21 protein-coding genes and 2 pseudogenes are annotated in these 25,469 nt (G+C 56.6%); 10 read left to right on the top strand and 13 right to left on the bottom strand.

Translation table 11 applies throughout. From position 1 onward, the window contains the following. Positions 1–54 precede the first annotated feature (54 nt). Positions 55–774, top strand: coding sequence for a fatty acid metabolism transcriptional regulator FadR (fadR, locus tag FY206_RS14465; RefSeq protein ID WP_032641196.1), 720 nt, complete (start codon positions 55–57; stop codon positions 772–774). Between the two features lie 115 nt (positions 775–889). Here fadR and FY206_RS14460 read toward each other — a convergent pair whose 3' ends face one another. Then, on the bottom strand, positions 890–2,422 hold the full coding sequence (locus FY206_RS14460; RefSeq protein WP_032641194.1) for a SpoVR family protein: 1,533 nt from the start codon (positions 2,420–2,422) through the stop codon (positions 890–892). 321 nt (positions 2,423–2,743) lie between these two features. Here FY206_RS14460 and FY206_RS14455 point away from each other — a divergent pair, with 321 nt between their 5' ends. Further along, positions 2,744–4,042 carry a D-amino acid dehydrogenase gene (locus FY206_RS14455; protein WP_032641190.1) on the top strand — a complete coding sequence of 433 codons (1,299 nt, stop codon included), beginning with the start codon at positions 2,744–2,746 and terminating at the stop codon, positions 4,040–4,042. Between the two features lie 9 nt (positions 4,043–4,051). Continuing rightward, the gene (gene dadX / locus FY206_RS14450) at positions 4,052–5,122 is read left to right on the top strand and encodes a catabolic alanine racemase DadX (RefSeq protein WP_032641188.1); all 1,071 of its coding nucleotides are present in this window, start codon (positions 4,052–4,054) and stop codon (positions 5,120–5,122) included. Positions 5,123–5,218: 96 nt separating this feature from the next. Here dadX and FY206_RS14445 read toward each other — a convergent pair whose 3' ends face one another. Further along, a complete protein-coding gene (locus tag FY206_RS14445; protein ID WP_032641185.1) occupies positions 5,219–6,952 on the bottom strand; it encodes a potassium/proton antiporter in 1,734 nt (577 codons plus the stop codon). A gap of 97 nt (positions 6,953–7,049) precedes the next feature. Then, positions 7,050–7,964: a muramoyltetrapeptide carboxypeptidase gene (gene ldcA / locus FY206_RS14440; protein WP_032641183.1), complete on the bottom strand. Its 915-nt coding sequence runs from the start codon at positions 7,962–7,964 to the stop codon at positions 7,050–7,052. Positions 7,965–8,071: 107 nt separating this feature from the next. Here ldcA and emtA point away from each other — a divergent pair, with 107 nt between their 5' ends. Beyond that, positions 8,072–8,683, top strand: a complete 612-nt coding sequence (gene emtA / locus FY206_RS14435; protein ID WP_032641181.1) for a membrane-bound lytic murein transglycosylase EmtA — start codon at positions 8,072–8,074, stop codon at positions 8,681–8,683. Between the two features lie 37 nt (positions 8,684–8,720). Here the strand turns inward: emtA and ycgR are convergent, their stop codons facing one another. Beyond that, positions 8,721–9,452: a flagellar brake protein YcgR gene (ycgR, locus tag FY206_RS14430; protein ID WP_032641179.1), complete on the bottom strand. Its 732-nt coding sequence runs from the start codon at positions 9,450–9,452 to the stop codon at positions 8,721–8,723. A gap of 207 nt (positions 9,453–9,659) precedes the next feature. Here ycgR and FY206_RS14425 point away from each other — a divergent pair, with 207 nt between their 5' ends. After that, on the top strand, positions 9,660–9,914 hold the full coding sequence (locus FY206_RS14425) for a GlsB/YeaQ/YmgE family stress response membrane protein (protein ID WP_032641177.1): 255 nt from the start codon (positions 9,660–9,662) through the stop codon (positions 9,912–9,914). A 112-nt stretch (positions 9,915–10,026) separates the two neighbouring features. Continuing rightward, on the top strand, positions 10,027–12,129 hold the full coding sequence (locus tag FY206_RS14420; protein ID WP_077064188.1) for a TonB-dependent siderophore receptor: 2,103 nt from the start codon (positions 10,027–10,029) through the stop codon (positions 12,127–12,129). Positions 12,130–12,211: 82 nt separating this feature from the next. Here FY206_RS14420 and FY206_RS14415 read toward each other — a convergent pair whose 3' ends face one another. Next, entirely contained in the window at positions 12,212–13,897 is a 1,686-nt protein-coding gene (locus tag FY206_RS14415; protein ID WP_032641172.1) for an alpha,alpha-trehalase, read from the bottom strand. 420 nt (positions 13,898–14,317) lie between these two features. On the opposite strand from FY206_RS14415, the gene FY206_RS14410 reads away from it, so the two are divergent. Next, a complete protein-coding gene (locus tag FY206_RS14410) occupies positions 14,318–15,658 on the top strand; it encodes a carbohydrate porin (RefSeq protein ID WP_032641170.1) in 1,341 nt (446 codons plus the stop codon). A 14-nt stretch (positions 15,659–15,672) separates the two neighbouring features. Here the strand turns inward: FY206_RS14410 and FY206_RS14405 are convergent, their stop codons facing one another. Then, entirely contained in the window at positions 15,673–16,629 is a 957-nt protein-coding gene (locus tag FY206_RS14405) for an AraC family transcriptional regulator (RefSeq protein WP_077064189.1), read from the bottom strand. Positions 16,630–16,744: 115 nt separating this feature from the next. Here FY206_RS14405 and FY206_RS14400 point away from each other — a divergent pair, with 115 nt between their 5' ends. Further along, positions 16,745–17,932 (top strand): MFS transporter, encoded by a 1,188-nt coding sequence (locus tag FY206_RS14400; RefSeq protein WP_077064190.1) that lies wholly within the window; start codon positions 16,745–16,747, stop codon positions 17,930–17,932. A 40-nt stretch (positions 17,933–17,972) separates the two neighbouring features. On the opposite strand, the pseudogene FY206_RS25775 reads toward FY206_RS14400, so the two are convergent. From FY206_RS25775 to FY206_RS14380, 6 genes and pseudogenes are all read right to left on the bottom strand, one after another. After that, positions 17,973–18,095: pseudogene (locus FY206_RS25775) on the bottom strand (type I glyceraldehyde-3-phosphate dehydrogenase); the annotation flags it as partial. Continuing rightward, positions 18,078–18,298: pseudogene (locus FY206_RS25840) on the bottom strand (type 1 glutamine amidotransferase family protein); the annotation flags it as partial. The pseudogenes FY206_RS25840 and FY206_RS25775, both read right to left, overlap by 18 nt. A 189-nt stretch (positions 18,299–18,487) precedes the next feature. After that, positions 18,488–19,003, bottom strand: coding sequence for a YrhA family protein (locus tag FY206_RS25320; RefSeq protein WP_080283007.1), 516 nt, complete (start codon positions 19,001–19,003; stop codon positions 18,488–18,490). 10 nt (positions 19,004–19,013) lie between these two features. Continuing rightward, the gene (locus FY206_RS14390; protein ID WP_032641161.1) at positions 19,014–20,159 is read right to left on the bottom strand and encodes an HNH endonuclease signature motif containing protein; all 1,146 of its coding nucleotides are present in this window, start codon (positions 20,157–20,159) and stop codon (positions 19,014–19,016) included. 479 nt (positions 20,160–20,638) lie between these two features. Further along, entirely contained in the window at positions 20,639–21,649 is a 1,011-nt protein-coding gene (gene gap / locus FY206_RS14385) for a type I glyceraldehyde-3-phosphate dehydrogenase (RefSeq protein WP_032641158.1), read from the bottom strand. A 78-nt stretch (positions 21,650–21,727) separates the two neighbouring features. Continuing rightward, positions 21,728–22,708 (bottom strand): GlxA family transcriptional regulator, encoded by a 981-nt coding sequence (locus FY206_RS14380; RefSeq protein ID WP_032641155.1) that lies wholly within the window; start codon positions 22,706–22,708, stop codon positions 21,728–21,730. A 148-nt stretch (positions 22,709–22,856) separates the two neighbouring features. On the opposite strand from FY206_RS14380, the gene FY206_RS14375 reads away from it, so the two are divergent. Further along, positions 22,857–23,828, top strand: a complete 972-nt coding sequence (locus FY206_RS14375) for a fatty acid desaturase (RefSeq protein WP_032641153.1) — start codon at positions 22,857–22,859, stop codon at positions 23,826–23,828. After that, complete coding sequence (locus FY206_RS14370; RefSeq protein WP_032641151.1) at positions 23,821–24,579, top strand: phosphate/phosphite/phosphonate ABC transporter substrate-binding protein; 759 nt, start codon at positions 23,821–23,823, stop codon at positions 24,577–24,579. The genes FY206_RS14375 and FY206_RS14370 overlap by 8 nt, the downstream gene beginning before the upstream one ends. Here the strand turns inward: FY206_RS14370 and FY206_RS14365 are convergent. Continuing rightward, positions 24,558–25,454, bottom strand: a complete 897-nt coding sequence (locus FY206_RS14365; RefSeq protein ID WP_032641149.1) for a LysR family transcriptional regulator — start codon at positions 25,452–25,454, stop codon at positions 24,558–24,560. The two genes, FY206_RS14370 and FY206_RS14365, sit on opposite strands and share 22 nt — an antisense overlap. Positions 25,455–25,469 lie beyond the last annotated feature (15 nt).

The raw sequence follows: 25,469 nt of genomic DNA, 5'->3' as shown, positions 1-25,469 counted from the left end.
CGCCTCTGGTATGATGAGTCCAATTTGCTAAAGCTGTGTAATGGAAATCTCACTATGGTCATTAAGGCGCAGAGCCCGGCGGGTTTCGCGGAAGAGTACATCATTGAAAGCATCTGGAATAATCGTTTCCCTGCGGGGTCCATTCTTCCGGCTGAACGCGAACTCTCTGAACTGATTGGCGTCACCCGCACCACGCTGCGTGAAGTGCTCCAGCGGCTGGCGCGCGATGGCTGGTTGACGATCCAGCACGGCAAGCCCACCAAAGTGAACAACTTCTGGGAAACGTCCGGGCTGAACATTCTTGAAACGCTGGCGCGTCTTGACCATGAAAGCGTGCCGCAGCTGATTGATAATCTGCTCTCCGTGCGCACCAACATTGCGACGATCTTCATCCGTACGGCCTTCCGTCAGCATCCGGAAGACGCCCTCGCGGTGCTGGCCACCGCGAATGAGGTTGAAGATCACGCCGACGCGTTTGCCACCCTCGATTACAACGTGTTTCGCGGCCTGGCGTTTGCCTCCGGCAACCCGGTGTATGGCCTGATCCTCAACGGTATGAAGGGGCTTTATACCCGCATCGGCCGCCACTACTTTGCCAATCCGGAAGCGCGTAGCCTGGCGCTGGGCTTCTACCATAAGCTGAGCAAGCTCTGTACCGAAGGCTTGCACGAACAGGTTTATGAGACGGTGCGCCGCTACGGTCATGATTCCGGTGAAATCTGGCACCGTATGCAGAAAACGCTGCCGGGCGATTTGGCGATTCAGAGTCGCTAAAAGAAAAAACCTCTCGTATGAGAGGTTTTTTTTCGTCGGGTGGCGGCTTCGCCTTACCCGACCTACGGATCCTGTAGGCCCGGTAAGCGCAGCGCCACCGGGCAAAAAATCCGCACTACAGCGTATTCAACCGCGCCGGGCAACGCTCCAGCAGCTCGACGCTCCCGTCTTCGTTCTGCTGCTCGAGCTGCACGTCAAAGCCCCACAGGCGATGAACATGCTTCAGCACCTCTTTACGTCCTTTATCCAGCGGCGCGCGATTGTGCGGGATATAGCGCAGCGTCAGGGAGCGGTCGCCGCGTAAATCCACGTTCCACACCTGAATATTCGGTTCAAGGTTGCTCAGGTTGTACTGGGAAGAGAGGCGAGAGCGGATCTCGCGATATCCCTCCTCGTTGTGGATCGCGGAGATCTCCAGAAAGTTGTTGCGGTCATCGTCCAGCACGGTGAAGAAGCGGAAATCACGCATGATCTTCGGCGACATAAACTGGCTGATGAAGCTCTCATCCTTGAAGTCGCGCATCGCAAAGTGCAGCGTTTCCAGCCAGTCGGAGCCGGCGATATCCGGGAACCAGTACCTGTCTTCTTCCGTCGGCGACTGGCAGATGCGCTTAATGTCCTGGAACATGGCGAAACCAAGGGCATACGGGTTAATGCCGCTGTACCACGGGCTGTTGTAGGGCGGCTGGAACACCACGTTGGTATGGCTGTGGAGGAACTCCATCATGAACCGCTCGGTGACTTTCCCCTCGTCGTACAGATGGTTAAGGATGGTGTAGTGCCAGAAGGTCGCCCAGCCTTCGTTCATCACCTGCGTCTGCTTTTGCGGATAAAAATACTGGCTCACCTTGCGGACGATGCGCAGGATCTCGCGCTGCCACGGCTCCAGCAGCGGGGCGTTCTTCTCCATAAAATAGAGCAGGTTTTCCTGCGGCTCGGACGGATAGCGACGCGCTTCAGCGATCGTTTTTTCCTCCTCACGCTTCGGCAGGGTGCGCCACAGCATGTTCACCTGGCTTTGCAGGTACTCCTCGCGGCTTTTCTGCCGGGCCTTCTCCTCCTGAAGGGAGATTTTCTGCGGGCGTTTGTAGCGGTCCACGCCGTAGTTCATCAGCGCGTGGCAGGAGTCGAGCAGTTTTTCCACCTCGTCCACGCCGTAGCGCTCTTCGCAGTCGGTAATGTATTTACGGGCGAAAATCAGGTAATCGACGATGGAGCTGGCATCCGTCCAGCTGCGGAACAGGTAGTTATTCTTGAAAAAGGAGTTGTGCCCGTAGCAGGCGTGCGCCATCACCAGCGCCTGCATGGTAATGGTGTTCTCTTCCATTAAATAGGCGATGCACGGATTGGAGTTAATCACAATCTCATACGCCAGCCCCTGCTGGCCGTGCTTGTACAGCCGCTCCGTTTCAATAAATTTTTTACCAAACGACCAGTGCGGGTAGTTAATCGGCATCCCGACGCTGGAGTAGGCATCCATCATCTGTTCGGACGTAATGACTTCAATCTGATGGGGATAGGTATCCAGACGATAGAGTTTTGCGACCCGGTCGATTTCGGCGAGGTAGACATCCAGCAGCTCGAAGGTCCAGTCGGGTCCATCGCTGAGACGTGTGTTGTCCTTGTTCAGGGAATCAATAGTAGCCATTAGCGCGCCCTCGTTGTGGGTGCTCTCTCTGTCTGGAGAGCCTCCTTTCAAGCATAGATCAACGTGTTAAAAAGCGTGCTGGGGCAGAAATTTTTTCTTTGCGATTTCGCGTTTTTGATACGGCAAAAAAACGGCATCACTCAGCATATTATGCTGGTTAAAAATAACGCGCAGCAGGAGATCCCAAATTAGCGCTATCCCCTGATGCTGGGGGATGTGTGAGGTAAGTCACCATAAAAAAGTCGTATGTTGAATAATATTTTCAACTAGGTTATCAATCTGTAATTAGAAGATTGTTCTTTTGCACATAATGGAGTGGCTATGCGTGTTGTCATACTGGGAAGTGGTGTCGTTGGGGTAACCAGCGCCTGGTATTTAAGCCAGGCGGGACATGACGTCACCGTTATCGATCGTGAATCCGGTCCGGCGCTTGAAACCAGCGCGGCAAACGCCGGGCAAATCTCTCCCGGCTATGCGGCACCGTGGGCTGCGCCGGGCGTTCCGCTGAAGGCGATTAAATGGATGTTTCAGCGCCACGCGCCGCTGGCCATCAGCCTTGACGGCACGCCGTTCCAGCTGAAGTGGATGTGGCAGATGCTGCGCAACTGCGACACTCGCCACTACATGGAAAACAAAGGGCGTATGGTGCGCCTGGCGGAATACAGCCGTGACTGCCTGAAAGCGCTGCGCGCGTCGACGGGCATTGAGTATGAAGGCCGCCAGGGCGGGACGCTGCAGCTGTTCCGCACTGAACAACAGTACGAAAACGCCACCCGCGATATCGCCGTGCTGGAAGATGCCGGCGTTCCGTATCAGCTGCTGGACGCCAGCCAGCTGGGGCAGGTGGAGCCTGCTCTGGCGGAGGTGGCGCATAAGCTGACGGGCGGCCTGCGCCTGCCGAATGACGAAACCGGCGACTGCCAGCTCTTTACCCAACGTCTGGCGCAGATGTGCGAGCAGGCGGGAGTGAAGTTCCGCTTTAACACCGCGATCGACAAGCTGCTGTCGGAAGGGGAAAAAATTTACGGCGTGAAGTGCGGCGACGAGGTGATCAAAGCCGATGCCTACGTCATGGCGTTTGGTTCGTACTCCACCGCGATGCTGAAAGGCATTCTCGATATTCCGGTCTACCCGCTGAAGGGCTACTCGCTGACCATTCCGGTAAAAGAAGAGAGCGGCGCTCCGGTGTCGACCATCCTGGATGAAACCTACAAAATCGCCATTACCCGCTTCGATAACCGCATCCGCGTTGGCGGCATGGCGGAGATTGTTGGCTTCAACACCGAGCTGCTGCAGCCGCGTCGTGAAACGCTGGAGATGGTGGTGGGCGATCTCTTCCCGCGCGGCGGCTTTGTTGAGCAGGCAACGTTCTGGACCGGGCTGCGTCCGATGACCCCGGACGGCACGCCGATCGTGGGCCGCACGCCGTATAAAAACCTGTGGACCAACACCGGACACGGCACGCTGGGCTGGACGATGGCCTGCGGATCGGGCCAGCTGCTCAGCGACCTGATCTCCGGGCGCACGCCGGCCATTCCGTTTGACGATTTAAGTGCCGCGCGCTATCAATCGGGGTTTACGCCGTCGCGTCCACAGCACCTGCACGGCGCGCATAGCTAAGGAGTTGTCATGTCCCGTCCCGTTCTGGCCCAGCTGAACCTGCAGGCCCTGAAGGATAACCTGCAAATTGTTCGCCGGGCAGCACCCGGCGCACGCGTCTGGTCGGTGGTGAAGGCCAATGCCTACGGACACGGCATTGACCGTATCTGGAGCGCGCTGAGCGCCACCGACGGCTTTGCGCTACTGAATCTGGAAGAGGCTATTCTGCTGCGCGAGCGCGGCTGGAAAGGGCCGATACTGCTGCTGGAGGGCTTCTTCCACGCCGACGATCTGCCTCTGCTCGACAAGTACCGTCTGACCACCAGCGTTCACAGCAACTGGCAGATTAAGGCGATTCAGGACGCGAAGCTCCACGCGCCGCTGGATATCTATCTCAAGGTGAACAGCGGCATGAACCGCCTGGGCTTTCAGCCTGAGCGGGTGCATACGGTGTGGCAGCAGCTGCGCGCCCTGAAAAACGTGGGCGAAATGACGCTGATGGCTCACTTCGCCGATGCGGAAAAACCGGACGGCATTGTCGATGCCATGGTCCGCATCGAGCAGGCGGCAGAGGGGCTGGACTGCCCGCGCTCGCTGTCGAACTCGGCGGCCACGCTGTGGCATCCCGAGGCGCACTATAACTGGGTGCGTCCGGGGATCGTTCTGTACGGCGCATCGCCCTCAGGCCAGTGGCAGGATATTGCCAACAGCGGCCTGAGGCCGGTGATGACCCTGCGCAGCGAGATCATTGGCGTGCAGACGCTGAAGGCCGGTGACGCGGTGGGCTACGGCAGCCGCTACCGGGCGAAAGGCGAGCAGCGGATTGGCATCGTGGCGGGCGGCTATGCCGACGGCTACCCGCGCATTGCGCCGACCGGCACGCCGGTCTGGGTTGATGGGGTCCGCACGGGAACGGTAGGCACCGTATCAATGGATATGCTGGCCGTTGACCTGACGCCCTGCCCGCAGGCGGGCATCGGTTCGCCGGTCGAGCTGTGGGGTAATGAAATTAAAATTGATGACGTGGCGGCCGCGGCGGGCACGGTGGGGTATGAACTCATGTGCGCCCTGGCGCCACGAGTGCCGGTTGTGACGGTGTAACGAATGTTTGTGTCGGGTGGCGGCTTCGCCTTACCCGACCTGCAAAACCCTCGAACGTAGGCCGGGTAAGCGTTAGCGCCACCCGGCAAAAAACCGCTATTCCGCGTCCTCTTCCATCGGCCTTAAACCGACTTTCCGCACCGCGTTATCTTCTTTCTCTGCTACCGTCCAGATCATCCCGGCAAACTCCACCTGATCGCCCACCACCGGCGCAGCGCCCAGCCGCTGCTGGATGATTTCGCCCAGCGTTTGCTGGTTATCACCGTCTTCAGCACCTTCGTCCAGGCCGTAAATCAGCGCCACATCGGCAAACCTGGCGCTGGCTTCCAGAATAAAATCGCCGAAGAAACGCTGGTCCAGCGCCACCGGAGGCGACTGGCTGAACAGCTTGCCCAGCGCGGGCAGGTCGCGCTCGCGGCCAATCACGCACAGAATATCCCCTTCACGCAGGCGGGTGCTGCCGGTAGGGTGCAGCAGGACATTATCGCGGAACAGGGCGGCAATGCGGGTTTCGGCAGGCATGTGCAAATCGCGCAGCGACGCGCCCACGCACCATTTGTCAGCGCTCAACTGATAGACGAACTGTTCCCACGGATTTTCCGGATGAATGTCGAGCCCCACGCGGGAAACGGGCCAGCCCACGGGAGGCACCACGACTTTGGCTTTTTTCGCCGCCCACCCGAGGGAGGTCCCCTGGAACAGCAGCGAAATCAGCACCACGAAGAACGCCACGTTAAAGAACAGCCGCGCGTTATCCAGACCCGCCATCATCGGGAAGACGGCCAGGATAATCGGCACCGCGCCGCGCAGGCCTACCCAGCTGATAAAGACGCGCTCGCGCAGGTTGAACCCGCGAAACGGCAGCAGCCCGGCAAACACCGACAGCGGGCGGGCGAAGAAGATCATCCATGCGGAGAGCAGGAGCGCCGGAACGGCGATCGGCAGCAGGTCCGATGGCGTCACCAGCAGCCCCAGCACCAGGAACATGCCGATCTGCGCCAGCCACGCCAGGCCGTCGAAGTTCTGCAAAATGGCATGACGGTTACGAATCGGGCGGTTGCCCATCAGGAACCCGCAGAGGTAGACGGCGAGAATACCGCTGCCGTCCAGCGCGGTGGTAACGGCGAAAATGAGGATGCCGCCGCTCAGCGCCAGAAGAGGGTAAAGCCCCGCGGGCAGCGAGATGCGGTTGATGGTCTGCTGTAGCAGGTATCCCCCCGCCAGGCCGATAACAATCCCCAGCCCGAACTGCTGCAGGATATGCCAGGCAAACGTCCAGCTCAGGCCGGTCTCGTGCTGCTGGATCATCTCGATAAGCGTGATGGTGAGAAACACCGCCATCGGATCGTTACTGCCGGATTCAATCTCAAGCGTGGAGCCGACGCGTTCGTTAAGCCCTTTTCCGCCGAGCAGGGAAAACACCGCTGCCGCATCGGTTGACCCCACGATGGCGCCAATCAGCAAACCTTCCATGATGTTGAGGTGGAAAAGCCACGCGGCCATCATTCCGGTGAGGCCAGAGGTAATCAACACGCCGACCGTGGCGAGCGACAGCGCGGGCCCCAGGGCCACGCGGAAGGAGCTCGCCTGGGTGCGCATCCCGCCGTCCAGCAGGATCACCGCCAGCGCGAGGTTACTCACCATGTAGGCGAAAGGGTAGTTATCGAATGGGATACCGCCAATACCATCAATGCCGGCCAGCATGCCGATGGCGAGGAAAATGACAAGAATAGGTATGCCGAGACGCGATGAAAATGAACTTAATAAAATACTGCTGGTTACAAGGACGGAACCCAAAATGAAAAGGCTGATTATCGCTGCGGCATCCAATGTTCTCTTACTCCCACCTCAATGTTAACGCTGTTACTAAAACCCTAACATATTAACGTCGGTAACAGCGTTTTATTAAGGCGGTTTAACGGATTTTTTACCCCTTTATGACTGGATGGCCGCTGATGGTCAGCCGGGAGCCGGAATCATTGTGGATCAGGGAGGCGTGCGCCCCCAGCGCCAGGGTCACGGTTTGCTGCTCATGGCCAAAATCCAGGCCGGTGACGATCGGAATATCCAGCCGCGAGCGAACGAAGTCGACCATGGTTTCAAGGGTGTAACCCGCGTCATAGTCATTCGGCGCAGAGCCGCTGAAGCTGCCCAGCACAATCGCGGACTGACGCCCAAGAATGCCGGCATGATAAAGCTGCAGCAGCATGCGCTCGACGCGGAACGGATGTTCGTTAATATCTTCCAGCACCAGAATGCCGTTTTCGATGTGCGGCAGCCACGGCGTGCCGATAAGCGAGGCCAGCATCGCCAGGTTGCCGCCCCAGAGCTGGCCTTCACATTCCCAGTGCGGTCCAAAGCCCCGCCACTCCACGCTGTAGGTGGGATTACGCAGCGCGCGCCAGAAATGCTCCACGGTGAACGCGTCCAGCTCCGGCGCGCCAAAGTTACCGGCCAGCATCGGGCCGCTGAAGGTGACAACGTTATGCAGGGCCAGCAGCCCAAGCTGGATGGCGGTAAAATCGCTGTGGCCGCATATCAGCAGCGGATCCTGCTGCTGGCGCTGCGCCAGCCCCTGCCAGTCAATGCTCTCCAGCAGTCGGCTCGCGCCATATCCGCCGCGTACCGCCAGCACAATCCGGTTTTCACCCTTCAGGTTCACCAGGCTATTGATATCATTCAGCCTCTGCGCGTCGGTACCGGCAAAACGCTGCTGGCGGCGGGGGATAATTGTCTGATTTTCTACCCGATGACCCGACTCCAGCAAACGCTGTACGCCCCGCTGCGCCGCGTCCTGGTTGATGCAGTAGCCCGACGGCGCGATGAGATGAAACTGAGACATGGCAATTCCTTGCTGAATGAGAAACTAATTGTCTATATCATGCCGCTTATACGCCGCCTGCTTCAAGAGGCGACGCACCGCGATGACCGGCTATAAGGATAGATGACGTGAAATTGAGATGGTTTGCTTTTTTGATTGTGCTGCTTGCTGGCTGTAGTTCAAAACATGATTATCAAAACCCACCCTGGAACCCGGAAGTGCCGGTGAAACGGGCCATGCAGTGGATGCCGATCAGTGAGCAAGCCGGGAAAGCCTGGGGCGTCAGTCCGCGCCTCATCACGGCGATCATTGCGGTGGAGTCCGGCGGTAACCCCACGCTCGTCAGCAAGTCCAACGCGGTGGGCCTGATGCAGCTTAAAGCGTCAACGGCGGGGAAAGAGGTTTACCGCTACATGGGCTGGAGCGGCCAGCCGTCCACCAGCGAGCTGAAGAACCCGGAACGCAACATTTCCATGGGCACGGCCTATCTGAGCATCATGGAACACGGCGTGCTGAAGGGGATTAAGGATCCGGAGGTGATGCAGTACGCGCTGGTGGTGTCTTACGTTAACGGTGCCGGCGCGTTGCTCAGAACCTTCTCCTCTGACCGCAAAGAGGCAATAGAAGAGATTAACGACATGGACAAAGATGAATTCTTTGAGCATGTGGCGAAAAACCACCCGGCACCGCAGGCGCCTCGTTATATCTGGAAAGTACAGAAAGCGATGGATGCCATGTAATGCCGTCGACGGGCGGCGGTCACGCTGCCCGATGTCTTTACAGGACTTTATTGGCGCGTTCCCGCGCTTCCCGCTCCAGAGAATAGATAATGCGCTGCAGCTCGCGCTCCGCGCCTGGCCCGACGTTCAGGAAACGGAAGCTCAGACGCGGCGTGGTAATCGTTTCGTTCTTGCTGTCCACCACCGTGCGCTCGCTGATGGCAATCAGCTGTGCATCGAAGTAAAAGCGACCCCAGCCGCCCATATCGAGTTCAATTTGGGTGAAACGCATGCCTTCCACCAGCCCGTCCGGCTTCGGCGTATCCAGCAGCGCGCCCATGCCGCCCAGCGACAGGTCAAAGAGACGGAAGCGAATCTCTTTTTTGTCCGGCATTTTGGCCTTACAAAAATAGGCCGGATGAAGCGGGGCGCTAATGCGGAAATATTCACGCCGCTGGACAAACCACAGGTTGCCGGGAAGCGGAGTCACAAATGCAGGCAGCCCCTGGTATTCGCTCATTTCCAGGCGCGGCAGAACAAACTCCACCTTAGCCCCATGGGTTTCGGCCATCACAGCAATATGCTCGGCTCTTAGGGCCGCGCGGTTTTCATACTCCTGACTGCCCAGGTCGACAATCAATCGCTCCTGCGAGACGTCAAGGATCTTGCTGATGAACTGATTATTCGACCAACTAATGCGCAGCGGCACTTCGCCTTTTTGCAGGTCGCGTAATACCCCTAATACAGCCAGCGGATTTTGCTTGAGGAACTGCTCACTGTAATGACTCACGCCGGATGGCTCCTTGATAGATTGACAGACTGTCTTAGCGTTATCGGCAACCCGCAACGAAACTTAATACAAACCGGTGAGTTTTTTTGCCTGTTTTCGCAAAGATAAGTCGGTGAGAAAAAATGATTTTCATGCGATGACCTATACTTAGGTTAGCTGCGCAGAAGGTTTTCTACGCACGCGTTAAACCTGTAAGAGGGCATCGCTATGGGTATCATCGCCTGGATTATCTTTGGTCTTATTGCTGGCGCTATCGCTAAACTGATCATGCCGGGAAACGATGGCGGCGGCTTTATTCTGACCTGCGTCCTCGGGGTCGTTGGTGCGGTTGTGGGCGGCTGGCTGGCGACGATGTTTGGCTTTGGAGGCAACATAAGTGGTTTCGACCTGCACAGTTTTCTGGTCGCTGTCTTGGGGGCCATTGTGGTGCTGGGCGTATTCAGGTTACTGCGACGAGCATAAATTGACGTAAACGGCTCTCTTCGGAGGGCCGTTTTTTTGCCTGAGTATTGCTTTGTTAATCTAAATGATAATAATTGTCGTTCCGTATTGCATCTAACAACAAGACGACATTATGAATACCTCACGTTTTACGCTTTGCGCCCTGGCAGGCGCCGTCACGCTCGCATTGCATGTCCCGGCCTTTGCCGAAGAATCCACCATTGTCGTCACGGGCTCAGAGCAGGGCAGCGTGCTGCCGGCCTGGACGAACAGCGCCACGAAATCGGCCGTTGCTGAAAGTAAAACGCCGCAGGTCATCACCACCGTCTCCGGGCCGGAAATTGAAAAGCGCCACGCGAATTCCGTGAATGAAATCCTGCGCTATGCCCCGGGCGTCTCGACCGAGGTGCGGGGCAATACCTCCTACATGAGCGAATATAAAATTCGTGGCTTTACCGTCGACCAGGAGTTCTATAACGGGCTGCAGCTGCCGTATAACGTTACCGGCAATACCAAAGCCCGCATCGATCCGCTGTTGATTGACAGCGTTGATATCCTGAAAGGCCCCTCATCGGTGCTTTACGGCGGCGGGTCGCCGGGCGGGCTGGTGAATATTCAGAGTAAAAAACCGCAGCGGGAAGCGCGAACCGAAATCGGTTTTAACACCGGTAACCGCAGCCTGAAAGAGGGCTATCTCGACTCCACCGGGCCGATCGCCGACAGCGACTGGAACTACCGTCTGCTGGGTAAAGCCACGGAGAATGACGAGCAGCCGCACACCACCCGGTATGAAAACTATCTGGTTGCCCCGTCCGTCACCTGGCAACCCGACGGCAAAACCCGCCTCACCCTGGATGCAATAGCGCAAAACTCGCCGAGCCTGACGCCGTCTAACCCGCTGCCGCTCGCGTACCTGCGTTCGAAATACGCGGGCAAACGCGATTACGCCGGCGATGAGTGGAGCGGATTTAAGCAGCGCCAGTGGATGCTGGGCTACAGCTTTGAACACGAGTTCGACAGCGGCTGGGGCTTTAACCAGAAGGCGCGCTATTTCGACGTCGACACGCATCAGCGCAGCGTTTATGCAACGGGCGCCGGGAGTGAGGTTTATCAGCTCAACCGCTTTGCCTACACCACCGATGAAGATCTCAAGAGCTTCAACATCGATAACCAGGTCACCAAAACCGTGGCGCTGGGCGACTGGAAACACCATCTGCTGGCCGGGTTTGACTATCAGAAGATGGACTCCCACTTCCACTATCGCTACGCGTCGGCGACGCCGGGCATGGATATGCGCCATCCTGACTATTCGCAAATCAGCGAAAGCGCGCTGGGGCTCTATACCGCCCAGAAAAACCGTCTGAGCTATCAGCAGAACGGGTATTACCTGCAGGACCAGGTGGAATGGGGAGGCCTCAACCTGCTGGGCAGCCTGCGCTACGACGATTACCGCTCCGTCACCACCAACTACCTGCAAAACGGCGATAAGGCCTGGGTATCGCAGGATCGCGTCACCAAACGCCTGGGCGCGCTTTACGCCTTCGATAACGGGATTTCACCGTTTATCAGCTATTCGGAAGGTTTTGCGCCGGTGTCCCCGCAGGGCACGCTCGTGGCGAAAGAGGTCAAACCGACCACCAGCAAGCAGGTGGAAGGCGGGGTAAAATATCTGCTGGCCGACTACGCCACCACCTTTACCGCCTCGGTGTTTAACATCCGGCAGAAAAACGTTGTCACCTCCGATCCGGGCTTCCTGAACTATCGTCAGACCGGGGAAGTGGAATCCAAAGGCGCGGAACTGTCCGCCATCAGCCGTCCGTCGGACAACCTGACGCTGATTGCCAACTATGCCTACACCCATGCGATCAATACGCAAGATGACAAGTACAAAGGTAAACGCCCAACGCAGGTTCCGGAGAATGCCTTCAACCTCTGGGGGGACTACACCTTCGAGAACACGCCGCTGAAGGGGCTGATGCTGGGGGCGGGCGCGCGCTACACCGGCCCGATGGAAATTTCTCCGGCCAACGATTCGGGGAAACTGGGCGGCACCACCCAGTACGATCTGGCGGCGTCGTATCGGATGGGCGAAATTCTGCCTTCGCTGGCGGGACTGACGCTTAAGGCGAGCATGCAGAACATCACTAATAAAGAGACGCTGACCTGCTACGACGCAACCAACTGCTGGATTGGGCGTGACAGGACGTATCAGCTAGGGGCGAGCTACAGCTTCTGACTGCCCGGCGGCGCTGCGCTTACCGGGCCTACAAATCCAACGTAGGCCGGGTAAGGCGCAGCCGCCACCCGGCAATACTCACCTACTGCGCCGTCGCCTTCACCGGCGTCGCCTCATCATTCGCTGCAGGCCGATTTTCCGGCACGCTGTCGCACGGTTTCTCTTTCGGGCAGACCCGATCCAGCATCTTCAGCGTCACGCCGTTGCTCCAGCCGAAGCCGTCCTGCAGCGGGTACTCGCCGCCGCCGCCGCCCGTACCGGTTGTCGACACGTCATATTTCTCAACCAGTTTCTTCTCGCGGTCGTAAGTGTGCTGCACGTTCTTCAGGAAGCGCCAGGTGACATCCATTGAGACCTTCTCTTGCCCGTAATTCTGCAGACCTTCCGCAGCCACCCACTGCAGCGGGGCCCAGCCGTTTGGCGCATCCCACTGCTGGCCGCTGTTGACGGTGGTGGTCGCTATTCCGCCCGGCTGCAGCAGGCGTGAGGACGTCGCTGCGGCGACTTTATCGGCGCGATCCTGCGCTGCCGCCTTCACGTAAAGCGGGAACAGGGCCGCAGCGGTGAGCTGATTGCGCACCTTCATGCTCTTCAGATCGTAATCGGCGTACCAGCCTTCTTTATCATTCCAGAGGTGGCTCTCGATGGCTTTCTGACGGGCGGCGGCCAGCGCCTCGTATCTGCTTGCGCTGGCGGCGTCACCGCTCTCCTGGCCTGCCCGCGCCAGCAGTTTTTCCATTTTGAACATCAGGGCGTTAAGGTCCACGGGCGCGATGCTGGTCGTCCGGATGGTGCCAAGCTTTTGCGGATCGTCCATCCAGCGGGAGCTAAAGTCCCACCCCGAGGCCGCGGCGGAACGCAGGTCGCGGTAGATCTCGGTCGCGGGACGGTTAGGGTTGCTTTTGGCGGTATTCACGTCGTCAAGCCAGGACTCCGGGCGCGGTGTATCACGATCGTCCCAGTAGCGATTGAGCACCGAACCGTCATCCAGCTTCACCACGCGCTGGTTTGCCTGCCCTGGCTGAAGCGAATCCACGCCCTCCATCCAGTAGGCGTACTCTTTTTCCATCTGCGGGCGATATTTCTTCAGAGCGTCGCCGTCGTGCGTCGCCAGCAGTTCCACCATCATGGAGAAAAACGGCGGCTGGGAGCGGCTCAGGTAGTAGCTGCGGTTGCCGTTGGGAATGTGGCCGAAGGTGTCGATCTCATAGGCGAAGTTATCCACCATATCGCTGATTTTGTCCCAGTGGCCGCTCTCCGCCAGGCCCAGCATGGTGAAATAGCTGTCCCAGTAGTACACCTCGCGGAAGCGTCCGCCGGGCACAACGTAAGGCTTCGGTAACGGCAGCAGGGAATCCCATTTATTACTGGCCTTATCGGTGGTGCGCGTCAGTACGGGCCAGAGGTCGTCAATATGCTCGCGTAAACTTTGTCCTGCGGGCGGAACATATTTCTCGCCTTCCGCAGGCAGCGTGAAGTTCATCTCGACAAAGTGGCGCAGATCGAAGCTGGACTGGGTATGCTGCATCCGGTAATCCGCCAGAATCATCAGCGGATCGCTTTTGGGGACGGCATCAGCGAAGGTTTTCTGATCGGGAAACAGCTTGGCACTTTGCACATCACTAAACAGAGGGCCAAGTAAAATATCGGGGGAATTCTTCTGAAACGCAGGCTGTTCATCAGCATAACTTAATGTCGTCGCACCGAGCAGCGCGCCTCCCAGCGCGAGGTGCAAAAGAGCAGGGCGTAAAGTACGAGGTGTTAACATCTGTTCGTCTCCTGTATTCGCTGAGCAGCGTAACCGCTGTTATCAATCACCTGAAAACCTTAGACGAATATCGACCGCTTCGCGTGTTCAATATCCCATTTTGCGCAGAACCAGACAATTTACCGCTTCGCCCGTCCAGTCTGTTCGGGAGGAATTTGTTGTGTAAATGGAATTAAAAGAATTATACCGTTAAATAATCATATATATTTCACGTTAAAATATAAATATCACCAATGAAAAAAGAGTGTGAGGTGGGCGGTCTTTATTCCCTTCATTACTGCAGCTTTTCTCTGCGCCGATCACACAAGTTAAAAATCATAATTACGTTGTGAAAAAACAGAATAGTACCGCTGAGGGTATTTTGTGGAAATGGCTGGGCTCGATATTTGGGTATTCACTTTTATAATCAGGATGGATTCTATGCAATTAAAGAAAACGGTAATTCTGATAAGCGCATTCTACTCCGGCGCACTTTTTGCAGCACAACCCTCAATGAACGTGGAAGAAAAGCTGGCGCAACTGGAAGCGCAAATTCAGGAGCTTAAACAGCAGCAGGCCGCCGCAGCGCAGGCTGCGCCAGCGGTAGTGGTGCAGTCGGAAGAGCCGGTGAGCAAAACCGCTCCGCCAAAACTGACGCTCTCAGGGTATGGTGATATTAAATTTTATGGTGATGTCGAATTTAATATGGATGCCGCCAGTAAAACAGGTAGCCTCACGTCTATTAAGCAAAGTGCTAATAGCGACTGGGCGCCGGGAGATAAAGAGCGCTGGGATATTAACGGGCGTATTTTATTAGGCTTTGACGGCTATCGTAAAATGGATAACGGCAATTTTGCCGGGTTTTCCGTCCAACCGCTCGGCGACCTCGCCGGGAAAATGTACCTGGATGATGCGGTATTTTTCTTCGGCACCGAGAACGACTGGGAAATAAAAGTCGGACGCTTTGAGGCCTATGACATGTTCCCGCTCAATCAGGATACGTTTGTGGAATACTCCGGGAATACCGCAGACGATCTTTACAGCGACGGCTATGGCTATATCTATATGCTGAAAGAGGGGCGTGGGCGAGCCGACAGCGGGGGCAACTTCCTGATGAGCAAGACGCTGGATAACTGGTATTTTGAACTGAATACCCTGCTCAAAGACGGCAGCGATTTGTATGTCGACCAGCGTTATCACGGCGCAGAACTTGAGAACGACAAAAATGTAGCCTACGTGCGCCCGGTGATCTCGTGGCAAAACGGGCCGTTTTCCAGCGCGGTTGCCATGGAGACTAACCTGGTCAACAACGCCTATGGCTATCGCGACGACGCCGGGCGCTGGGTAGATCAATCCGATCGCACCGGCTACGGGTTCACGATGACCTGGGACGGGCTCAAAACCGATCCGGAGGACGGGGTGGTCGTGAATCTCAACACGGCTTATCTGGACGCAACGGGCGAAACCGACTTTACCTCAGGCATCAATGCCCTCTGGCGTAATTTTGAGCTGGGCTATATCTACGCCCATAACGAAATCGACGAGTTTAATACCTCAACCTTTGACGCCGAGTGTGAAAACGACTGCTGGATAACCGACCCGGGCGAGTATGACATCCATACAATTCATACCTCGTACCTGATCCCGAACGTCATGAAGATGAAAAACTTCAACATCTATCTGGGCGCGTATGCGTCATGGGTCAATGCATCCCCGAAAGAGGGCGACAATAAAAACGACGATCGCTACGGTGGCCGCGTGCGCTTTAAATACTACTTCTGATGCCAGCCAGCCGGTCAGACCTCTTCCGGGGTCTGGCTGGCTTCCCGCAGCGTGCCCGGCGCATGCCCAATAATACGCTTAAATGCCCGGCTAAACGCCGCCAGAGAGCCGTAGCCCAGCCGCAGGGCGACGGTTTCAATAGGCTGATTTTCATGACGAATATACTGAATCGCCAGCCGCATTCTGAGCTCGCTGAGATATTTTGCCGGCGTCGTCCCCGTCGCGGCCAGAAACCGTTCGGCGAACACGGATCGCGACGTGCCCGCTTCTTTTGCCAGATCCGCCACGCTCCAGTTCAGGCCAGGCTGCTGGTGCATGGCGTAAATGGCCCGGCTCAGGCGCGGATCGCGCAGGACCTGCACCCAGCCGGTGGCCTTACCACAGCCGCCTTCAACCCAGCCGCGCACGATTAACGCCGCCACCACGTCGGCCAGCCGCGCAAGTATCCCGGCATACCCGGCCTGACGCGCCGCGGATTCCCGCTCCATCGCCGCCAGCAGCGGATGAATTTCCGGCCAGGTGGACATCAGCCGGCTGACCATCATCACCTCCGGCATCGCCTTGATCAGCGGCTGCATTCCGCCGAGCTCAAAATCCATGCATCCGCTAAAGATGAGGGTGTTCTCGCTTTCCGGGCAGGGCTCGCAGGTGATGGCACAGACCGAGCTGCAGATCGGCTCGCTCGGGAAGGCATTGACAGGAGTAATGGTTGCCTGCTCGTCAGAGAGCAGGGCATGGGAATTCCCGCCGGGAATAAAGAGGGCGTCGCCGCCACCCAGTTCGAACGTCGCGCCGCTCTCCATTCGCAGCAGGGCGCTGCCGTGGCTCACAAAATGGAACTGCGCCTTGCCCGGCGCCTGATGGAACGCGACGCCAAACGGCGCGCTGGCTTCGATTCGCCGATATTTCACACCTGACAGGCGCATGCCGCGTAAAAGTTCGCTGATGAGATCGGGGGACTGTACGGACATGGCGCAACTCCGGACGAATAATCAATAAGTGGAGATTATATGTCATAGATCGTCCAGGGTGAACCTTCTATGCTTTTGGGACAGTTGTCACATTTTTATAACGGGAGAAAAACAGATGAATTCATGTGTCGCGGCGAGCGAGGCGTTAACGCCTGCGAAACCCGCCTGGCGGGCCGTCTATTCCCTGGGGCTGGGGGTGTTTGGTTTAATTACGGCAGAGTTTCTGCCCGCCAGTCTGTTAACGCCGATGGCCGCGAGCCTGGGCGTCAGTGAGGGAATGGCCGGACAGGCCGTCACCGCCACCGCGCTGGTGGCGCTGGTAACCGGGCTGCTGATAACGCCTGCGACCAAAAGCATCGACCGCCGCTGGGTGCTGATGTTTTTCTCGGTGCTGCAAATCATCTCCAGCCTGCTGGTGGCTTTTGCGCCCAACCTGCACGTCCTGCTGATGGGGCGCCTGCTGCTGGGGGTCGCCATCGGGGGATTCTGGGCGATGTCGACGGCCACGACGATGCGGCTGGTTCCGGCGGATAAAGTGCCGAAGGCGCTGGCGGTGATCTTTTCCAGCGTATCGATTGCCACGGTGGTCGCCGCGCCGCTGGGGAGCTATCTGGGCAGCCTTATCGGCTGGCGCAATGTGTTTATCCTCTGCATTCTGCCGAGCATGCTGGCGCTGCTGTGGCAGCTCTGGGTCCTGCCGTCCATGAAGCCGGAGAGCAGCGGCAGCCTGAGCACGCTGTTCCGCGTGCTGCGTCGCCCGGGGATGATCGGCGGCATGCTGGCGACCATCCTGATCTTCAGCGGCCATTTCGCCTTCTTTACCTACCTGCGCCCGTTCCTGGAAACGGTGGGGCAGGCGAGCGTGGAGACCATTTCGCTGATCCTGCTGGGCTTTGGGCTTGCTAACTTTGTCGGCACCTCCATTGCCGGGCATCTGCTGGCCCGTAATCTGCGCCTGACGTTAGCCCTCGTGCCGTTCGGCATGGGCGTACTCGCGCTGATGATGGTGGCGTTTGGTCATCTGGCGATGCTGGACGGGCTGCTTGTCGCCCTGTGGGGCTTTGCGTTTGGCCTGGTTCCGGTGGGCTGGTCAACCTGGCTTTCCACCACCGTTCCGGATGAAGCCGAGAGTGCGGGGGGACTGCTGGTGGCGTCCATTCAGCTGGCGATAAGCGCCGGTGCGGCCGGGGGCGGGGCGGTATCTGACCTCAGCGGCGCAAGCGGCGTGTTCGCGGGCAGCGGTTTCCTGCTGGTAACGGCGATGGTGATTGTGTTTATGGGTGTGAAGGTGAAAGCGGAGTAATGTTTTGCCGGGGGCGCGTTCGCGCCACCCGGCTTCAGGCTTACAGCCCTCTCTTATCCATCAGCACCGCCAGATCCACCAGGCGGTTAGAGAAGCCCCACTCGTTGTCGTACCACGCCAGGATCTTCACCATGTTGCCGCCAATGACCAGCTTCGCGCCGCCGCAGATGGAGGCAATACGCCGCGCATGGGACGCAGCAGGATGAAGCCAGTCCACCACGGCGGTTCTCTCCAGCTCATTCATGCTGCGACCGGTAATGATGATGGTATCGAGTTGTTCACACGGGTCCAGTTCAGGCAGACCTTCCGGGTGCAGCCGGTTGGCTTGCATCAGAATGTCAGCTATACCGGCGGCTCCAACAGCATACTGCTGTCAGAAACGATAATCAGTATTTCTTCATTTCCTGAAAAGTATATTCATTACAAAATAAGTCAACAGGAAGCGGTTGTGTAAATGTAATTTCTGGTTCCAGTTGTTCGCTTTAAGTAAGCAAGAGGATTGTTAAAGAATAGTGAATGTTTAAAAGAGGGGACTGTTAAGCCCCCAATGACAGACTATGCTACAGTTTCAAGGATCTCCCTTAAGAAATCAGAGAAGTTATCAAACGAACCAAATATCTTTTCTGTACCTACATTGTCTCTAATTTGATACACATTTTCCTTGAGGTCATATGTAAAAAAAGAAATACTATCCTGGCCAATAACAACGCGTTCAGATAAGTCAGTATTAACAAATATGTCATTATTTCTAAAGTTATCGTTGTAAAGGAAGATATTATTGACAGGTACATTATGCTCTTCAAGCTGAAGAGCAAAACTATAAAGTATTACTCCATCGAACTCAAAGCCATCCATTTTTGTCAAAAAATAATAATAATCCGGTTGCGTTTTCAAAAAAAACAAAATGTCAGTATTTATATCCTCAAGAACGGGCGGTAAATCAGTGCTTGAAGAATTAGCTTTGGTCATTGATTCCAAAAAATTAATACTAACTGGCGGAAAGATTCTGTATCCATTATCTTCCATAAGCTTAGAAAGCTCATTCACCATCATATCTATAACTTTTTCCATAACATCACCCTCACTTTGGATAGATTATACCTTGAGGTTTAACCCAAGGGACTATTCTACTTTCACCGACAATCATGTCTCTTGTCATATTAAACTGATAATTAGTCAATGCTTGGTGATATGGATCATTTTTCATTAGTATTAAGTTATGAAAAGAATTTGTGCCGCTATCATCTAAAGGTAGCTTATGATGTACTTGCCATCCATCTGGATTTCTACCGATGGTCATCCGTTCAAGCATTTCGGGAGAGAATTTATTCATTGCCTCAGGGGTATTAGATAGATCTTTAAGAAAAGATTTCTTTACCGTGCTATTGAACTCCTTTCTTAATATTATAGTTTCTTCTGTCGTTCTTTTAACATAATTAATTTGGGTTACTTCAACATTCTGTAGTAATACAGAATCCCCTCGAACTTTTCCTACAAATTTAGTTATATCTTGAACATCACCTAGCTCTATAGGTCGTTTCGATAACAGAATTGATGCCACTGCAATAGCTGTACCTGCGGTTTGCTCATTCAATACTTGATCATAACCCTGTACAGCTTCACCACCTAATTGTTCTGCTGTTTTCCTGAATCCTTCAATATTTCCATTATAAACCCCGCCAGAGGCTAATAAACGTCCTGCTGCTTTGCTATTGATTGTTTTAGGTGATTGAGCGTATTGTATGGGGGCGTCTGAATAATGAATTTTTTGTGTAGGTGCTGGTTTCCTGCCCGGATGATCATTTAAACACTTTTCGTATGCTTCCCTAACTTCCATTTCAAACCATGAATGCCAATGTTCCATAAAGCAATCATAAACAAGATCACCGTTTTCATCAAAATAAAATGGATGCTTGAAATAATCCCATTGTTCAGATTCATCTATTCCAATAAACCAGCCAATGTCTATATTATGCTGCGTATGATCATAAGCACCGTCGTACATATCATTACATTTACGATCATACTTAGCTGAAAGGGGGTTGATAAATCCATTCTTTCTATTTGGCATTTGCTGGAGGCTAAAATAAGAATAGTTGTCAGAATCAAGATCGTAGTAAATTCTTGCTCTTTCAAAAGCGAGTTCCGGCCTCAGTATGTATTGAAAATCTTCGGGGTTAAGCTCTCTTGCTGCATCCCATACCATGATCAATCTGAAATCGTACATGTAGAGCCCTCACAATATAAAAGTTTATGTTACCACCAAATATTACATAATTATTAATTTATGCGGCGAATGATTTTTAAAAAGTCATTCATTGGAATGATGCAAAACGCAAGCTACAAGTAATGATAAAAGAATCCACTATAAGGTAAAGGTATAAGAGAACAATAAATGAAAAGATGATTATCTACTTCTAAATTTTTCCGAGCTTGAAGCTGCAAAAGTATAGCGCTATTCGGTACAGTTATTTAAATATTCTATGACACCCTTCTTTACCCCCGCGACGGTGCGATCAAGCCTCAACGCGAGTTCTTTATTGGAACCTGTTTTGTCTATAATTGATACGATGAATTTAAAGAAGTTGAATAAAATTAAGATTATCTTGAATTATATGTTCTGCGAGGGTTGGGGATATGTTACTGAAGGGTGAGGTAATGTGTAGGCCGGGTAAGCGCAAGCGCCACCCGGCAGTTAAGTAAGGCTTACAGCCCTCTCTTATCCATCAGCACCGCCAGATCCACCAGGCGGTTAGAGAAGCCCCACTCGTTGTCGTACCACGCCAGGATCTTCACCATGTTGCCGCCAATGACCAGCGTAGAAAGCCCGTCGATAATCGAGGAGCGCGGGTCGCCCTGGTAATCGCTGGAGACCAGCGGCTCATCGCTATAGCCGAGGATGCCCTTCAGGGGGCCGCTGGCGGCAGCCTGACGGAACGCGTCATTCACCTCGTCGGCGGTGACGTTACGGCTCAGGGTGACCGTTAAGTCGACAATCGACACCACCGGCACCGGCACGCGCAGGGAGTACCCGGTCAGCTTGCCGTCCAGAGAGGGGATCACTTTCCCCAGCGCTTTTGCCGCGCCGCTGGAGTAGGGCACAATCGACAGCGCCGCCGCGCGCGCGCCGCGCAGATCTTTTTCCGGCTGATCGTGCAGCGCCTGGCTGTTGGTGTAGGCGTGGGTGGTATTCATCAGGCCATGCTCAATCCCGAACTGCTGATGCAGCACCTGCGCGGCCGGAGCCAGACCGTTCGTGGTGCAGCTCCCGTTGCTCACCACCGCGTGGCGGGAGGGATCGTACCGATCGTGGTTGACGCCCATCACAATCGTCAGGTCGTCGTTCTTGCCGGGGGCGGAAATGATGACGCGCTTAGCGCCGCCACGGGTGATATGCACCGCCGCTTTTTCCCGCTCGGTAAAGAAGCCGGTGGCCTCAATCACCACGTCAACGCCGACGTCACGCCACGGGATATTCGCCGGGTCGCGTTCGCTAAACACCGCAATCCGCTGCCCGTCTACCTGCAGCGCGCCGTCTGCCGCTTCGACCGGTGCGGGCAATTTACCCAGAAGGGAATCATGTTTTAGCAGGTGGGCGAGGGTTTTACTGTCCGTCAGATCGTTAATGGCCACAATCTGCAGATCCGGGTTGCCCAGCGCCGCGCGCAGGAAATTACGTCCGATACGGCCGAAACCGTTAATACCGACCTTAACCATGGTGCACTCCTTATCTCTGTTGTCTGGAGTCACTGTAGGCGTCGGGCCGTTTGGCGTAAACGACAAAAAAGGATCAGATTACGCCATCTTGCGGCAGTGGAAGCGCTGTCGATACTCGCCGGGGGTGAGGTGAAGCTGCTTCTCAAAGATGCGTCGCAAATTAATGCTGGTGCCAAATCCGCTTTGCTCCGCCACGCGCTCAAGGGGATCCTGCGTCTGCTCAAGCAGCTGGCGGGCGGCGGCCAGACGCGCTTCGGTTACGTAGCGGGCCGGAGAGACGCCCGCGTCGCGGGTAAACACGCGGGTGAAATTGCGCGGGCTCATCGCCGCTTTCCCGGCAAGATTTTCCACGCACAGGTCTGCGGTAAGGTTCTGCAGGATAAAGCGCTGCACCTCGCTTATCGGACCTGATGTGTCCGGCTGCTGCAGGCTGTAGCGGCTGAACTGCAGCTGGCCGCCGGGACGGCGCAGGTACATCACCATATCCTGCGCCACGTCGCGGGCGAGGGTGAATCCGTAGTCGTCTTCCACCAGCGCCAGGGTCAGGTCGAACCCGGAGCTCACGCCGCCGGAGGTCCAGATGGGGCCATCCTGAATATACAGCGGACCGCCTTCGACGCGGATTGACGGGTACTGTGCCTGCATCGTCTCCAGCAGCCGCCAGTGGGTCGTCGCGCGCCGCCCGTCCAGCAGGCCGGTCTGGGCCAGCAGCATCGCGCCGCCGCAGATAGAGGCGACGCGCCGGGCGTGCGGTGCAGCGAGGTGCAGCCAGTCCACCACCGCCGTGCTCTCCTGCTCGTTCATCCCGCGTCCGGTGATGATAATGGTGTCCAGCGGCTCGCGCGGATCCAGCTCCGGCAGGCGGTAATCCGCCAGCAGGTTAAGGCCGGACTGGCCGTGGATCACCTGGTGAGGCTGCGTGGTGGCGATGATAATCCGGTAGCGGGGCTGCGCAAGCCCTTCCGGATGCAGCCGGTTGGCCTGCATCAGAATGTCGGCGATACCGGCGGCCTCAAACAGCATGCCGCCGTCGGGAACGATAATCAGGATCTTCTTCATGTCCTGAAAAGTACCTTTATCACAGAATAAGTCAAGCAGCGCGTGCGCCTCTGTTTCTGGCAAAGCAAAGCGATTTAAGTTCTTTGTTATTTCAGGCGTTATCCCCGATCGTCAGGGCACTGTCTCTGGCGAAACGGCGTCTGAAGGAATGGGTCAACGAAGCTCTCTCTATTTACATCCGCAACAGCGCGAACGCATCCGCCACCTCGCATCGGGCTTTTTATGGCGGAGCGAACTGCCCACGTGGCTGTTAATCATCACTATTTATGCAGGCTGGTTTGCCGCGCTGGCGTTCTGGCAAACGCTTGGCCTGCTGCCCGCCACGCTGCTGCTGATCGGATTTACCGCCTGGTATATGTCCCTGCAGCATGAGCTGATCCACGGGCACCCCACGCGTTTTGCCTGGCTCAACCAGCTGTTCGGCACGCTTCCGCTGGCGGTCTGGTATCCGTATGGCCTGTACCGGGATTCCCATCTCGCCCATCATCGGCACCATAGCCTGACCCATCCGGTGGATGATCCGGAGTCGTACTATTTTACCGACGAGAGCTGGGCGCGTTTTTCCGCGTGGCAGAAACGCGTCATTCGCGCCCGAAACACCTTCCCCGGGCGGCTGATGCTGGCGCCGCTGCTGGATATCCTCCAGACGCTGGGCAGCGCCGCGGCGGCATTTCGCCATCTACGCCTGCGGGCCATGTGCATGTGGCTGGTTCACGGGCTGCTGCTGGCGGCGCTCTTCGCGTGGATGACGCATACCGGTTTTTCACCCGTCTGGTTCGTGCTGGCGGTCAGCTATCCGGCGCTGGCGCTGACCAAGGTCCGCTCCTTTTTCGAACATCGCGCGGCGGACGATCCGCTCGCGCGCTCCGTCATTAACGAGGCCGGGCTGTTTTGGCGGGTACTGTTTTTAAATCTCAACTACCATTCAGTTCATCACGATTTACCCGGCGTTCCGTGGTACGGGCTGAAGGCGATCTACCAGCAAAATCGGGAGGCGTACCAGCTGCGCAACCACGGTTTTCTCGTCAGGGGCTACGGTGAGTGGCTGCGCCAGTTCTGGGTCAGGCCCGTCGACGTCACCGTTCATCCCGGAAAGCAACAGGGGGAGGGGTATGAATAATCTGCTGGCGTTTCCCATGTACGCGGTGGATCGCGCCGACACCCGCGCGCTCTGGCTGGCGGTTAAGGGATTACTGGCCGCGCGGGGCGTGTCCGTCGACGGCGACCCCGGCTGGCCGGAATCTGACCTGCTGGCCCACTGGCAGCAGCCTGGGCTTGTCCTCAGCCAGACCTGCGGCTATCCGCTGGTCACGCAGCTCCCGGAGGTGCAGGTGGTCGGCTGTTTTCACTACGCGGCACCGGGCTGCGAAGGGTTCCAGTACCGCAGCTTTCTGGCGGTGCGCGAGGAGGATAGGCACCTCACGCTGGCGGATTTTCGCGGACGACGCGCGGTCTGTAACGCTCCTGACTCGCAGTCCGGCTATAACGCGCTGCGCAAAAAAGTGGCTCCCCTGGCGAGCGACGGTCCATTCTTCGCACAAACGTCCTTTAGCGGCAGCCATCGCCGGTCGCTGATTGACGTCAAACGCGGGGCGGGGGATATCGCGGCCATCGACTGCGTCACCTGGGCGCTGCTGCAGTGCCACGAGCCGGTAAGTCTTAAGGGGCTGACGGTCATTGACCATACGCCGCTGACGCCGGGACTGCCGCTGATTACCTCGCAGCAGACTCAACCTGACACCCTTGAGGCCCTTCGCGACGCGCTCCACGCGCTGGTGAGCTCGCCGGAACACCGGGCCGTCTGCGACGCGGTGCTCATCAACGGCTTTAGCGCGGTGACGCGTCAGGCCTACGCCTCATTGCTGGCGTGATAAATCTCCCGCGCGTCGTTAAAACAGCGCAGCGCCAGGGAGGAGACCGGTTTCTGCCTGCGCATAATCAGGCCGACAGGCGCGTCAATGTTCGCGTCGGCGATGGGGATAATCCTGAAATGGCTGTTCAGATCCTCCAGGCCGTTGTTCAGGGGCATGACGGCGCAGCACACGCCGCTCTGCACCGCCTGAATGATCTGGAACGTGGAGTCGCTCTCGAAAACGGAGGTTGGTTCAATGCCTGCCGCGTTAAGGCTGGCCTCCACGTGGGCCCGGTAGTGCATCCCTTTGGTCAGAAACCCCAGCGGAAAATCCGTCAGGTCCTGCCAGGTCAAGCTCTCCCGAGCGAGCCGGAAGCGGCGAGTGTCGTGCAGCAGGCCCATCTTCGTGTTTGGCAGCCGGATTATGTCGAACAGGCTGGCGTCGACGCTGTTGAGATAGCAAATGCCCAGCTCCAGCTGATTGCGGCTGACGCCGTCGGCAATCTGCGCCGAGGACATGGCGTAGAGGCTGTAGGTCAGCTCCGGGTATTTTTGCGTCAGCAGGCGAATAAAGATCATCGGATCGACGCTCGCCAGCGGCACCATCCCCAGACGGAGTTCGCCCACCACCTGGCCTTTGCACAGCGCGGCCTCCGCCTGTAGCCCGTCGTGCGCCGCCAGCAGAGCGCGCGCCCACGCGAGGATGCGCTCTCCCTCCGGCGTAAACCCTTCAAAGCGCTGCCCGCGCGCAATCAGCACCAGCCCCAGCTCCTCTTCCAGGCTGCGGATGCGCATGGAGAGGGTCGGCTGGGTGATGTTGCACTGCGAGGCCGCCTTGCCAAAATGGCGGGTCTCGTCGAGCGCGATTAAATATTTTAACTGTTTAATATCCATCTTTTTTACGCGCGC

Origin of the sequence: Enterobacter chengduensis, assembly GCF_001984825.2 — a bacterium.
Classification (GTDB): Bacteria; Pseudomonadota; Gammaproteobacteria; order Enterobacterales; family Enterobacteriaceae; genus Enterobacter; species Enterobacter chengduensis.
The sequence above is the reverse complement of the archived record's forward strand: the minus strand, read 5'-3'. Positions and strand labels throughout refer to the sequence as shown.

Bases quoted from the DNA above. Each gene is read 5' to 3' on its own strand.
- FY206_RS14380 (WP_032641155.1), bottom strand. From the start codon at position 22,708: ATGAAGAAGATCCTGATTATCGTTCCCGACGGCGGCATGCTGTTTGAG.
- FY206_RS14420 (WP_077064188.1), top strand. From the start codon at position 10,027: ATGAATACCTCACGTTTTACGCTTTGCGCCCTGGCAGGCGCCGTCACG.
- FY206_RS14405 (WP_077064189.1), bottom strand. From the start codon at position 16,629: ATGTCCGTACAGTCCCCCGATCTCATCAGCGAACTTTTACGCGGCATG.
- FY206_RS14460 (WP_032641194.1), bottom strand. From the start codon at position 2,422: ATGGCTACTATTGATTCCCTGAACAAGGACAACACACGTCTCAGCGAT.
- ldcA (WP_032641183.1), bottom strand. From the start codon at position 7,964: ATGTCTCAGTTTCATCTCATCGCGCCGTCGGGCTACTGCATCAACCAG.
- gap (WP_032641158.1), bottom strand. From the start codon at position 21,649: ATGGTTAAGGTCGGTATTAACGGTTTCGGCCGTATCGGACGTAATTTC.
- FY206_RS14370 (WP_032641151.1), top strand. From the start codon at position 23,821: ATGAATAATCTGCTGGCGTTTCCCATGTACGCGGTGGATCGCGCCGAC.
- dadX (WP_032641188.1), top strand. From the start codon at position 4,052: ATGTCCCGTCCCGTTCTGGCCCAGCTGAACCTGCAGGCCCTGAAGGAT.
- FY206_RS14375 (WP_032641153.1), top strand. From the start codon at position 22,857: ATGGGTCAACGAAGCTCTCTCTATTTACATCCGCAACAGCGCGAACGC.
- FY206_RS14425 (WP_032641177.1), top strand. From the start codon at position 9,660: ATGGGTATCATCGCCTGGATTATCTTTGGTCTTATTGCTGGCGCTATC.
- FY206_RS25320 (WP_080283007.1), bottom strand. From the start codon at position 19,003: ATGGAAAAAGTTATAGATATGATGGTGAATGAGCTTTCTAAGCTTATG.
- FY206_RS14455 (WP_032641190.1), top strand. From the start codon at position 2,744: ATGCGTGTTGTCATACTGGGAAGTGGTGTCGTTGGGGTAACCAGCGCC.
- FY206_RS14365 (WP_032641149.1), bottom strand. From the start codon at position 25,454: ATGGATATTAAACAGTTAAAATATTTAATCGCGCTCGACGAGACCCGC.
- FY206_RS14415 (WP_032641172.1), bottom strand. From the start codon at position 13,897: ATGTTAACACCTCGTACTTTACGCCCTGCTCTTTTGCACCTCGCGCTG.
- FY206_RS14410 (WP_032641170.1), top strand. From the start codon at position 14,318: ATGCAATTAAAGAAAACGGTAATTCTGATAAGCGCATTCTACTCCGGC.
- fadR (WP_032641196.1), top strand. From the start codon at position 55: ATGGTCATTAAGGCGCAGAGCCCGGCGGGTTTCGCGGAAGAGTACATC.
- FY206_RS14400 (WP_077064190.1), top strand. From the start codon at position 16,745: ATGAATTCATGTGTCGCGGCGAGCGAGGCGTTAACGCCTGCGAAACCC.
- FY206_RS14390 (WP_032641161.1), bottom strand. From the start codon at position 20,159: ATGTACGATTTCAGATTGATCATGGTATGGGATGCAGCAAGAGAGCTT.